9 protein-coding genes and 1 pseudogene are annotated in these 12518 nt (G+C 31.9%); 2 read left to right on the top strand and 8 right to left on the bottom strand.

The window, feature by feature from the left end:
- The 7 genes and pseudogenes from BPMYX0001_RS26035 to BPMYX0001_RS26005 all read right to left on the bottom strand — a co-directional run.
- Window positions 1-855, bottom strand: an 855-nt coding sequence (locus BPMYX0001_RS26035) for an IS4 family transposase (RefSeq protein ID WP_157753669.1), incomplete at its 3' end; no start/stop codon positions are given.
- A gap of 145 nt (window positions 856-1000) precedes the next feature.
- Complete coding sequence (locus BPMYX0001_RS26030) at window positions 1001-1225, bottom strand: hypothetical protein (protein WP_033799409.1); 225 nt, start codon at window positions 1223-1225, stop codon at window positions 1001-1003.
- A 577-nt stretch (window positions 1226-1802) separates the two neighbouring features.
- On the bottom strand, window positions 1803-3773 hold the full coding sequence (locus BPMYX0001_RS26025; RefSeq protein WP_033799408.1) for an ABC transporter permease: 1971 nt from the start codon (window positions 3771-3773) through the stop codon (window positions 1803-1805).
- Window positions 3748-4518 (bottom strand): ABC transporter ATP-binding protein, encoded by a 771-nt coding sequence (locus BPMYX0001_RS26020; RefSeq protein WP_006097161.1) that lies wholly within the window; start codon window positions 4516-4518, stop codon window positions 3748-3750. The genes BPMYX0001_RS26025 and BPMYX0001_RS26020 overlap by 26 nt, the downstream gene beginning before the upstream one ends.
- Before the next feature lie 372 nt (window positions 4519-4890).
- On the bottom strand, window positions 4891-5577 hold the full coding sequence (locus BPMYX0001_RS26015; RefSeq protein WP_006097157.1) for an IS6 family transposase: 687 nt from the start codon (window positions 5575-5577) through the stop codon (window positions 4891-4893).
- A 709-nt stretch (window positions 5578-6286) separates the two neighbouring features.
- Window positions 6287-6690, bottom strand: a pseudogene (locus BPMYX0001_RS31595) (IS4 family transposase); the annotation flags it as partial.
- 201 nt (window positions 6691-6891) lie between these two features.
- A complete protein-coding gene (locus tag BPMYX0001_RS26005) occupies window positions 6892-8556 on the bottom strand; it encodes a M4 family metallopeptidase (protein ID WP_006097154.1) in 1665 nt (554 codons plus the stop codon).
- A gap of 742 nt (window positions 8557-9298) precedes the next feature.
- Here BPMYX0001_RS26005 and BPMYX0001_RS26000 point away from each other — a divergent pair.
- Together BPMYX0001_RS26000 and BPMYX0001_RS25995 are read left to right on the top strand one after the other, a co-directional pair.
- Window positions 9299-9943: a hypothetical protein gene (locus BPMYX0001_RS26000; protein ID WP_006097153.1), complete on the top strand. Its 645-nt coding sequence runs from the start codon at window positions 9299-9301 to the stop codon at window positions 9941-9943.
- Between the two features lie 305 nt (window positions 9944-10248).
- Entirely contained in the window at window positions 10249-10821 is a 573-nt protein-coding gene (locus BPMYX0001_RS25995) for a tyrosine-type recombinase/integrase (RefSeq protein ID WP_006097152.1), read from the top strand.
- Between the two features lie 100 nt (window positions 10822-10921).
- Here BPMYX0001_RS25995 and BPMYX0001_RS25990 read toward each other — a convergent pair whose 3' ends face one another.
- Complete coding sequence (locus tag BPMYX0001_RS25990; RefSeq protein ID WP_006097151.1) at window positions 10922-11596, bottom strand: S-layer homology domain-containing protein; 675 nt, start codon at window positions 11594-11596, stop codon at window positions 10922-10924.
- Window positions 11597-12518: the final 922 nt, after the last annotated feature.

The raw sequence follows: 12518 nt of genomic DNA, 5'->3' as shown, positions 1-12518 counted from the left end.
GGTGGTACCCCTTACAAGAAGCTTTTGATACATTCCAATATAAATCTCAGGAATTTCATATGTTTCACCTGACTGTAATTGATCAATGAATTGCTCCATATCTAATTGGATGTACTCAGAATGCTTTTTTATTGTTCCATTTTGAAAGTATTCTGGCTCTTTATTCTTCCGATATATCCGTGTATTGAGCTTTAATCTTGAAATAAAATAAGCATCATTCTTGTCTATAGTATGTAGATCTTTTAAATCGAAGTATCCTAAATCCCGTATACATACATCGTTCGGTTGAAGAGTCGTTAAACAAGTAGAACCATAGGCTTTATCATTGTGTTTTCCCGATCCGACATGAACATGTAGAAACTGACCACTTAATAAATCGTATTCTAGTTGAATTTTCACACCAGCACTTTGACCACTACCTCCTGAACCTTGATATGTAGAAGCAAATTTATCTGGAACCTGAAAATGTGTGGAATCCAATATACGAATCCGACGAAAGTAGTTTATATACGATGTTAGAACCTGGCTAGATGAACAAAATTGGTGATGGAGTAACGAGGCTAATATTTGTTGTAACAACTTTACAGCTTGAGAATTAAAGCGCTGATTGAGTCCTTCTGAACTCATAGAAATACCTGTGGTAGCTTCTAATCGACTACATAGTTGTGTCAATGAAGCGTTTGCTATGTTTTCACTTAACCAAACACAAAGAGCTACTAAATCTTGTGCACGATATTTACTTTTTCGTTGAACAAATCCTATCTCTCTAGCTAATTGTTCTAAGGCATCAGGTGACATATATCGTTGTAACTCTTTAGAAAACAATTCTAATTTATCAAAAGTCGATAAGTTCATGCCAAAAACGCCATCCGTTCCTATGATTCTACAGAAAGAATAACGTATTTTTTCATTTTAAGGAAATTTAGTTTTGTTATCTTTCCTTAACAACAAACAAGACGCCACCCAGATCACGGTAGCGCCTACGATAATTACTATTGGTTTAATCATTAACAAGTATATCTGGACCCTTTTTCAACATATACGCAAAACCTGAAATAAATACGATACTAAATATAATAATGGAAGACCACATATTAAAATGAAATTCTTTACCTACAACTAAATAATAGATGTTATGGACCAAGAAATTAGCACCTATGATAATCCCACCTAACATTGAACTAATTACAAGGCTTATTAAATAAAATTTGAGCTTCTGAAACATTTCCCCTCTACTCCTTTTCTAAAATCAACTTTATTTAGGACGGTTTAGAAAATTATACCATTTATTTTTTCTAATATTCTTAAACCTATAATATATTTAAGGTTATTTTAAGAGAAGAAGGATTGCCTACCCAAATGTCCATTTTGGGGTCCCACTACATGCCCATCAAGCTAATGAAACTGGTTGCCCCAGAACAAAAAAATGTATATTTTCACCTGGAGATGCCAATTTTCTCGTTTTGGGGGTATTTGCCTTTATTAGCTTGATGGCGATGGGGTATCGCCATCATTTCGGAAAAAACCCACGCTAAGACTATTTTCTATCCAAAATAATTCCTTACTAATACTAAACTTCATTTCGTTGCAAATCCAATTAATAATGTGTGTGTATTAAATTGATATATTAATAAATTTAAAAACGATCTTCTCTCTAAAAAATTCGTTTAAAAAGAAGATCGTTTTTCTAATTTTTGCATCATATTACAAAACAAATTAAAATACGTAACTATGTTGAGTAACATTGAGCTGAAAAATATTTTTCCGTTTAAATGGTAAATATGCTTAAACTACATGGCGTATTAGCGTGGTAATTGAATTATCTGACGCAAATAATTTCTTCGGATAATTAAGAAATAAATGATCTGTACGCATATAAAACTTGTGAATATAAGAATGGAATTTCCTGTAACAGATAAATCTATATACTTACGCTGCGCTAAATATTGTAATGCTACAAAGGCCACGCTACTATGAATTATCGCAATTACAATTGGTACAAAAAACAATATGCTAATTTGTTGTGTGACAATTTTCTTTAACTCTTTTTGGGTTAACCCTACTTTAGAAAGCATTTCATACTGTTTTTTGTCTCGATCTAAATCTGTAAATAGACGGAAGTACAAAAAGCTGATCGCAAACACAAAAAATACAATCCCTACTAATACACTAATGATAGACAGAAGTCCATTTTCTTGTTTTCCTTCTAACCACTGTAAAAATAAGGATTCAAACTTATAAGGTGGATTCATTTTTTCGCTATCATAAGGGAACATCTTCATGAATTGTTTAGAAATATCTTCCGTTTCTGGCCAATTTTTAATTAAAAATCCATATTGTGTATATTGATTGTGTTCCTGTTTTTGTAATGGTGGCGTATTGATAATTTGTTCGTAAACGGAATCAGAAACAACAGAAATAAAACCAAAAGAAGGGCAAAGTACATTATCCATTAATATTTTTTTACCAGAAACATCGATACGTATATTCCCTTCCTGCAGTGTAAGAGACGAAATTTCTTTTTTAAATTCATCTTGGGATTCCCCTCTAAGCCTACTTTTTGATGGAAGAATGAGGCTGTCTTGTTCATTCTGCAAAGTTTCAACAGGATATCCTAGTATTTTAGCGGATGCATTATAATCAGTAAGCTTCATGATATCTGCCATATTTTCTGTTGTGAAAACAGTAGGAGAGATCAATTTATAGGAAAAGTCAGCATTATTCAATTGTTTTTTTATCTGAGCAATATGAGATGCTTCCTCCACATTTCCCTTATAAGATGTATAACTAAATGCATAAGGAGTCTGAGATTGTGCGAATGTACTGCTTCCTACAGCAAGACAAACACCAATAGAAGTAAAAGCAACAGCAGAAAGAATACTCACTAGAAATAGCGTTTTCGCATTATCTGTCATTCGATACGCTAGCTCTGAAAGGGTTAACAGATTGGTCTTTTTAAAGAAAGTATGTTGACGCTTCTTCAATGTTTGGATGAGATAAAAGCTAAGTTGGGTAAATAAAAAGTATGTTCCTACTACAGTGAAAAAGACGCAAGCTAACATGACATATACAAAACTATTTCCTTTCCATAACGCAGTATATAAATAAAATGCTGATGCATATCCTATACCAATAAAAAGAATAGAGAGTAAAGCTAACCATTTAGATGACTTTGGTTCTGGTTTTGGTTTTTCTTCTGATTTCATGAGTCCGATAAGCTGAGATATTTTCATCATTCGCGTAGTGTACAAAGAAACAACTATAAATAGAATGAGGAACGAGAGACCTGTTATTAGAATCGCTTTGTATGGAAAATAAAATGGAAGACCACCTTTTAATGCCAAAAGGGAAGCGCTCAGTAACAAAACTAATTTTCCAAAAACAAGTCCAAGTCCAATACCAACAAGAATAGAGCAACACCCAATGAACATATTTTCAATAAAGATCAGTTTGTGTAATTGGGAGTTAGCCATACCATGGAGCATTAAAATTCCAAATTCTCGCTTTCTTGTTTTTAAAAACGCAGTGACAGAATATAGAATGAAGAAAAAGGAAAAAAATATAATCAAATATTGAGCTATCTTAAATCCTTGTGTGCCCAAAGCACTCATGGTTGCACTTGTCGATGCAAGTTTCCCAGTGAAATAAGGGTGAAATGCAAGTAACTCGAAAGTGAAAAAAATCATAACAGCAAATGTACTACTTAAAAAATGACCGATATATAATCGTTTATTGCGAATGACGTTATTACATGCGAATTGACGAAAATTCATGTTGATTTCCTCCTAGTAAGGACAATACATCTATAATGTTTTGATAAAACATAGAACGAGTATCACTACAATAAATTTCATTATAAAATGTACCATCTTTAATAAAGACCACTCGGTCGCAGTAACTCGCAGCCATTGGATCATGTGTCACTAACATCATGGTTGCTTGTTGTTCCTTGTTTAATTTCGTTAATAGTTCCATTACATCACCAGCAGCTTTTGAATCTAAGTTCCCTGTCGGTTCATCTGCAAGAACTAATTGAGGAGAATGAATGAGTGCACGAGCAATCGCTGTTCGTTGAGCTTGTCCGCCTGAAATTTCATAGGTTCGTTTATTTAAAATTTTCCCAATACCTAATTGGTTTGAAATTAGTTCTACTCGTTTGTTCATTTCTTTCAGATTTACATTGTCTAATGTAAGTGGAAGAAGAATATTTTCTTTTACTGTTAAAGTATTCAAAAGGTTAAATGATTGAAAGATAAATCCTAATTCACGACGCCGAAATAGTGCTAAGTCATGAGAGGACAAACGATAAGGGTTCTTGCCATTAATCAATACTTCCCCCGATGTTGGCGCATCAATAGTAGAAATCATATTGAGGAAAGTAGTTTTTCCACTTCCAGATGGCCCCATAATTCCTACAAACTCCCCCTTATTTATCGTCAAATCAATATTTGAAAGTGCTTTATAGGCTGCTTTTCCTGTGTAGATTTTACTTAAGTCGCGAACCTGTAGTATGTCCATGTGAGTATGCCTCTTTTCTTGTAGTTTATGTTAATGAGTGTACCTAAACTACAATATTTTTCATATTGAATTATCTTTCATTTGTCTTACACACCTGAAATGCTTCTGAATATTTCGAAATAAAAACAAATTTTAATGGTTATATTTAAACAGATTATCACTTTATATGAAATAACATCTATATATGTTTAAAAGAAACAAGGACTCTTGTTTAGCCTGCCCATACAACACAATTTAGAACAAACCGGGTGATTACTTATGCAACACAACTTACAGAACAGGGTGAGACAGTGAATATAGTAGAAAGATTTTCTTGGTTCTATTGCAAAGTTTGAAAAAAGCATAAACAGGTTGGTAAATGAAGAGCAATGTTTAAGAAGTAGCTAGTAATTGTTGAAGTTCATTGTACGTTGAAAAGGCGGAGTCTCTTTGAAGACTTCGCCTTTGTTTATATAGAGCATGAATGGTTTCAATACCTTTTATCGTACGTGAAGCATGACGAAGATTTCGAAATCCTGCGGATTTAGCAAAACGTCTCTTTACATGCCTATGATCCTGTTCAATAAGATTGTTTAAATGCTTGATAGTACAATGGATTGTAGTTTGATAAAATCCTTGTTTTCTTAATTTGTTAAATGCGCAAAGTAATGCTGGCGCTTTGTCTGTAGTGAGAACCGTTGGTTCTCCAAAATGGTTTACTAATCTTTTCATGAAGGCATAGGCAGCTTGATGATCTCGCTTTTTACGAAGTTGAATATCTAATGTGTGTCCCTCTTTATCAATTGCACGATAGAGATAACGCCATCCTCCCTTAACTTTGATATAAGTTTCATCCAAATGCCAAGATAAGCGTGCAGATTTATTTTTCATTTTCCAAATTTGATAGATGAGATTGTCATATTCATGAACCCATCGCATGATGGTTGTTGGCTGAACTGAAATACCGCGTTCTTTCAGGATTTCAGAGACATCGCGATAACTTAAAGAAAAACGGCAGTAGTAGCCGACAGCTACTAAAATAATATCTTTCTTGAATTGTTTTCCTTTAAAATATCTCATGTCTGATTCTCCTAGATCCTGTTTTCTAGAGTGTAGCTTCATGTAGAAAACTTTGCAACAGAACCCTCATGCTCATCAATTTAAGAAATTAATTGTTCCCAAAAACAATAAAAAACTCGATTTAAAATCAGGTTGGAAATAAAAGTAAGCCTATGACCTGTTTTTTCACGTATCTCGGCTGTACCCCCCAATGGGTGATCGGGTGATCCCCCTTGATTAAGCTTTATTATAAACATAAAATGTAATTAAAAGTATATGGGAGAAATATATGAAAAATAGACCGTGGTATTTACAAAGTAAATTTTTATATACAATATGTTTAATACTACCATTAATAGGGTATATAATTGTTTTGTCTAATAAAAAAAAATTCACACATGAAGAATGGCTACCATTTCTTTTAGTAGCAACAATTATGACTGCTTTTTGGTTATTAAAATTCCTTCCAACTAATATGTTTTTTATAGGAATAATCGTAACCATTATAACAATATATATAGTTATCAAAAATTAAATCTGTACCGTCAATATTTTTGTGTGTAACTTGTTTTCTTAAGTTGATGGGCATGGGGTAGCACCACATCGTCATCAAGCTAAGGTTATATGATTTTAATTTCAAGTGATATTTTTTATTGCTTCTAAAGATCTAGTATAGGTTATTTAAAGATTTGTATACCAAATAAACCCTATCGGGTTTCGTTTTTTTAGATTATGCTACATGATTGTGAGACATAGAAAAGTTGTATACGACACCTAAGATATCAAAGACTGTTTTCTTCTCATACCTATGGGATTTTCGTCCGTTTTTATGTAAGAGATTAAACAGCCGAAACAATATTCTTGTTAATTCTTGGGTGTCTTTTTGTAGAGCTTGATAAAGAAGTAGAAAATAATCTTTAATAATATAAATCGCTTTATATTCGCTTTATATTCGCTTAATTCTCGTTTCTTCTTGATGAGGAGTAATTGACGCATTTGAAACATGGTGGAGGAACAAAGAAGGATACTTATTAATTGTCCGTATAAGTGACATTCTAATCGTTCTAATTTTACAGAATTACAATGATGAATACGAAAAAATGATTTCCATGTTTTAAAAATCCTATCTCTCTGGCTAATTGCTCTAAATCATCAGGTGACATATATCGTTGCAACTCTATAGAAAACAATTCTAGTTCATCAAAAACGCCATCCTTTCCTATGATTCTACAGAAAGAATAGCGTATTTTTTCATTTTAAGGAAATTTAGTTTAGTTAGCTTGATAGCGATGGGGCGGTACCCCATTTCAGGGATCTTTTTATGTTAAATAAAAATTATTTAACACCAACAGCATCAAATGCTTTATTTACAGAAGTAACCTCAGCTGATTGTGTTCCATATAAATCTGCGGCTGACTGTACAAGGGCTTGTCTTGCTTGAGAAAATGTTGCCGATTCTGTTAGATATTGAGTATTTGCGCGATAAAAGATTTTACCCATTTTATCTTTACCAATACCATTTACAGTTACCCCATAATGAGTACCACCCTCTGCAACGAGATACGCTGCTTTATTGATAATCCCACTATTTGTGTGTACTAATTTGCTTTGATTCGTTCCTGTATAACGTTTAGAATAATGGTCTGGATCACCGTATTGTGTTGGATCGCTCATAGAACGAAGGGCTTGACCTGATTGGAAGAATAAATCTTCCCCAATTAAATAATCAGGTTTTGAATTATTATAATATTCAATTAATGTACCGAAAATATCTGACATTGCTTCATTAAGTGCGCCAGATTCATCTTGATATATTAAATTGGATGATGACTCTGTAACTGCATGTGTTAGTTCATGGCCAACAGCATCAATTGCGGCTGTAAATGAACGTGTTGATCCATCTCCATCCCCATATACCATTTGTTTTAGTTCCGGACTCCAAAATGCGTTTCCATACTGTTGTCCAAAATGAACAGATGAAACAATTTTAGCCCCATTTCCGTCATAGGAGTTTCTTCCCTGAACTTTTTTATAATAATCATATACCATTCCTGCATAAGTATGAGCATCTACAGCTGCTTGTGCATTTTTGCTTGTAAAACTGTTAGTGTTATTACTAAAAAGGACACCTGGAAGAAACGAAGTGTCATCATCACTTCCTTGATTTTGTGCATCATACGTATAAATTCCCTGTCCACGCGTTTTATCTGCTAAATAATAAGTATTATTAGATTTTAAGAGGTTCAAATTTTGGGTATTTCCAAATGAATCTTTCCCTGTCCCAGTTGTTACTGTTTCGGTAATATTTCTTGGATTTTTTGCTGCATGTAAGACTTCAATATGGTCTAGGATTTTTCCAGTCTCTGCTTCAACAAAATAATCATGGCTACCTGGTTGTGGGGATAAAAATCCTAAATGAACATAATATGCATAGGATACTGTGTCATCTTTTGCATATACTACAAGTTCAGATGTTGGTTTCACATCATAGTTTGGTTTAAATCCTAGTTCCTTTTCAGCAAAGGACACTGCTTCATTGGCAGAAATTTTTTGATTTGGTTGTTGTAATTTTTGGTCTAAATCAGGAATAACAGTTCCTGAAAAAACAGTTAATACTCCTTTATTATCAACATGTGCAACTTGTGTAGATCCCCATACTGGAACACCATTATATGTTTGTTGTAATCGAACAACTTTTGCTCCTAACGTATCATCTTCTTGTTTCTTTACAGTGAATGATTCTTTAGCACTTTTGGTACCTAGTTTATATTTATCCTTATTTTCATCAACATATCGAAATACTACATCCTCAGTTTTTGTTGAAGATGGTGTAGTCAGCTGTCCAGAAATAAACTCTGTAGACTTGATAGCCTCATTATACTTCTCTGTAGACAGCACATTATTTGATGTAGCTGCATAGCTAGATGTCGGTAAACTAATTGATGTAGCAACAATACCAGCTGACAATAAAACTACTAAACTTTGTTTCTTTGTTTTCATATTTCTTTCTCCTTTGTTTTTACATCCTGTTTTAAACAGAATATTTATATTTTTTGAAAATTATATATATACATATACATTCTGTAAAGGTAGTCAATTGTAAAAAATGGGAAATAATTCATATTATTTCAATCTGTTTACCTGTAATTTTGGTTGTACAAGACCTTAAAGTGTTGAGTTTTCTAGATTTTCATAATAAATATGCAATTTTGCATATTCGGGTCCCGCCACATGCCCAGCAAGCTAAGATTTTGAATTGTCCCCAGAACGATTATTTTTGGGACAATCGAATAACAAGTGACTTTCGCCTGTTTTTTGTAAAAAAACTTCCCCAATACTCATCTCAAAAACTATGTTCTTAAAACGTACATTTATAATTTATTTTCTTCACAGCAAAAAAGATAAGATCAAGGACTCGATCTTATCTTTAGCATAAGGAGAAAACAATAGGGTGATAACCATCACATTTCTATTATATTATAAATTCTGGAAATTTTTAATATTAAAACCATAAATAAATATGATATCTATATTGAGAAAATTAGTTATAAAAACAATAAAAATGAAAGTAAACTTTTGAATATTAATTTGCTTTCATTTTTAAAACACTAAATTTCAATGTTCTACTTTTTTAATATGTAATATTGCATACAATTTATAGTTGATAATCATTATTACTGTAACTATAATAGTTACAGTAAGGTTAATATTAAAATTACAACATGAATGGAGATGTTATAAAATGGGTATGAAAAAAATCATTTTAGCTGGTGCATTAGGAGCCGCAGCACTTGCAGGAACAAATTTACCAGGATTAGAAGTAACAAAAGCTAGTGCAGCTTCTATTGAATCAAATATATCAACAATTGAAGGTCGTGTAGTTGAGATTAGTAATAATGTTATATTTGTAGAATCAAAACAATATACAGATCCTATCAGTATCAATTTTGATTCTATACCAAATGTAAAAATAGGAGATCAAGTAAAAGTTACTGGTACAATGATGCGTAATTTTACTGAATATATGATTGCAAATTCTATTGAAAATAAATCATTAACACCAGGAATGCATTTAAAAGAAAATGGTCGACCTGATTATGTAGTAGGAGAAATTAGTGAAAAAGGAAAAATTGATGAATACGTAGACGTACCTATAGATTATGTACTTGTTAAATATCCTAAAATCAACGGTGGAGATGAAATTCTAGAAGTTTACTTAACACAAGGACAAAAACTTAATGTCGGTGACAAAGTTAAAGTAAATAATATGGAATTTGCACAATGGGGTGGAAGTTCTATAAATTGGAGCATAGAAAACAACATTGAAAAAATTCAAGAATCGAAAACTCCAAATCAAACTAATGATGATCAATGGATTTGGTCTTAGTAAAATATTATTATTTATTTTAGTTATTCTTTTCTATTAGTTATACCAACCAACAAATATATAAAATCCTAATGTATTTGTTTAAATTGTTTGACCATTAACATTAGTACTATCTAAAAAAAGAACTTGTAGTCCTTCTACAAGTTCTTTTTTGTTTTTTTACAAAACTGAAAATAAACTTTTGAATATTTGTTTACATTCATTTCCCCTAAAATATTGACTTCACCCCAATTCCCCTGATATCCTCAAAATTAGCAAGAAAAGTATACATTCAAAACGATATAAATAAAGAGGTACAGAAACAAATGAACAAAAAAACACATCTCATTGATGTCCAACCCATCCGAAGTAAAGATCAGATTGAAGATATGAAATGGGCTCTTAAACGTCACTGTTCAGAAAGAGACTACATCTTATTCACGATTGGGATCAATACAGGTCTACGAGTAAGTGATCTACTTCAATTAGAGACTTATATGATTTTAAAATTAAAACGAAAACGTAGAAAAGAATTAAAAGTAAAAGAGGGAAAAACGAGGAAAGAACGGATTATTAATCTTACTTCTATTTTTGACGAAGTATATCAATACGCCCAAACAGTAGAAAATACCTGGTTATTCCCTTCACGTAAAGGAAATCAACCCATTAGTAAAATCCAAGCCTATCGACAATTGCAAAAAGCCGGAGACTTTGCCGGTGTAGAATCCATTGGGACCCACACCATGCGCAAAACCTTCGGTTATTGGTTCTATAAACAAACAAAAGATGTAGCAATGTTGCAAGACATACTAAATCACAGTACACCACAAATTACTCTTAAATATATTGGAATCAATAAAGAAGAAAAAGATAATGTACTAGATAATTTCTATATCTAATCACATATGATCAACATAAGGAAAAATTTGATATACAATCAGATTTAAAAACAAATTCCTGCAAAGAAAAAACCAACTCGTATGAGCCAGTTTTAAATAGTTAGTTTATTTGGAGCGGCTTTGATGATGCTGAGATAGCTTTATATAAGAATACAGCCAACTGTTCACGTGTTACGAAACCCTCTGGATCAAATTTGTTATCACCTATACCACTAGTTATACCATTACTATATAAAATTTTAATCTCTTCACTTGCCCAGTGACCTTGCGTATCATTAAATTGATGATCAAATTTCCTAGTTAATCCAAAGGCAGTTCTAAACGAAACTGCAATTTCTGCTCGTTTTATATCGCGCTTAGGATCAAATTTTTCATCCTTCAGATAAGGAAAAATGCCATTATTGTATACTGCCACAATTTCCTTTTCAAAATTTGAACCATCTATGTCATTGAAAGGTTTAAGATTCTTATAAGGACCGTCAGGAACCTTAATCATTCTATATAAAAATACTGCTAATTCTTCACGTTTCACTTTATCTTTGGCACCAAAATAACCATTACCAAATCCTAGCATTATATTATGATCAGCCATGTACTGAATCTCTTTATACGCCCAATGCGATTGAGGTACATCTATAAAACTACTTGTTTGAGCGCTCGCTTCTTTTATATTCTGATTTGAGTTATTACTTGTTGTTTCAGCAAAAGAATTCTGCGCAAAAAAAGTCGAACCAAGTACCGCTGCACATACACCCGAAATAATTAATTTTTTCATTTCTTTCTCTCCTAATTATTATAATAATAAATATCTCTATATAATTATATATATATATAATTATATAGCAACAAAAATTTATTTTTATATTTGGATAAAACAAATATATTAATCAAAAAAAGAATCCCTTATTTCTTTTGGGATTCTTTTTCTAATTTCTAAGACTGCTCACACAAATGATCTGCACATCAATTCTTCTTTGATATACAGATCATTTGTATGATAATTTTTATAAATAATTGCGGAATAATAAACTTACATAAATGCTTTTAAAAGCTCTTGTACGAATGGAAGTACTCCACCTAAAAATTTTAAAACTGCCATTGCGATTGCCATGTTATTTCCTCCTCTTTTAATTTCTGAATATTAGGAATTATATAAATTCATTATATTACAGACTTAAGAATATAACAATATCTTTTTTTATTCTCTCTAAGATTTCGAAATATGCCCATAACAAAATTTTTTACGCCACATTTATTCATGATAATTAAGTTCACTTTTTTCGTTTTGGGGTGGATTTGTTTTCTTAAGTTGATGGGCATGGGTACTACCCCAACAAGACTTTTTTATTATTTTTTGGGACCGATATTGAAATAAAATCGGATCATGGCATTACGTTTTTGCAAAGTATTTTCTTTGATTTGGAAAATATTATAATGTAATTTATATAAGGAGATTTTTAAATAGAGTGATAAAACATGTTAAAAAAGAAATCTGATCCTATATTGAAGATAATTTTGATGGTTGTTGCTGCTGGTATAATAACTCTGACTTTTTTCTCAGACCAATCTAATACAATGAAATGGTTAATGCGGACTTGTTGGACCATTATATTTATCTATTGTAGCTTTGAAATAAAGTTTGATTAAAGAGGATTCTTCCTTAGCAGATTTATGTTTGGGTTTTTATAAAAAAGTTT

The organism is Bacillus pseudomycoides DSM 12442 (genome assembly GCF_000161455.1).
Classification (GTDB): domain Bacteria; phylum Bacillota; class Bacilli; order Bacillales; family Bacillaceae_G; genus Bacillus_A; species Bacillus_A pseudomycoides.
Note: the sequence above shows the minus strand (reverse complement) of the source record. Positions and strands in the feature narration are given on the sequence as shown.

Excerpts from the sequence above, each read along its gene's own strand:
- BPMYX0001_RS26015 (WP_006097157.1), bottom strand. The coding sequence starts at position 5,577 with ATGAGATATTTTAAAGGAAAACAATTCAAGAAAGATATTATTTTAGTA.
- BPMYX0001_RS26000 (WP_006097153.1), top strand. The coding sequence starts at position 9,299 with ATGGGTATGAAAAAAATCATTTTAGCTGGTGCATTAGGAGCCGCAGCA.
- BPMYX0001_RS26005 (WP_006097154.1), bottom strand. The coding sequence starts at position 8,556 with ATGAAAACAAAGAAACAAAGTTTAGTAGTTTTATTGTCAGCTGGTATT.
- BPMYX0001_RS26025 (WP_033799408.1), bottom strand. The coding sequence starts at position 3,773 with ATGAATTTTCGTCAATTCGCATGTAATAACGTCATTCGCAATAAACGA.
- BPMYX0001_RS26030 (WP_033799409.1), bottom strand. The coding sequence starts at position 1,225 with ATGTTTCAGAAGCTCAAATTTTATTTAATAAGCCTTGTAATTAGTTCA.
- BPMYX0001_RS25995 (WP_006097152.1), top strand. The coding sequence starts at position 10,249 with ATGAACAAAAAAACACATCTCATTGATGTCCAACCCATCCGAAGTAAA.
- BPMYX0001_RS26020 (WP_006097161.1), bottom strand. The coding sequence starts at position 4,518 with ATGGACATACTACAGGTTCGCGACTTAAGTAAAATCTACACAGGAAAA.
- BPMYX0001_RS25990 (WP_006097151.1), bottom strand. The coding sequence starts at position 11,596 with ATGAAAAAATTAATTATTTCGGGTGTATGTGCAGCGGTACTTGGTTCG.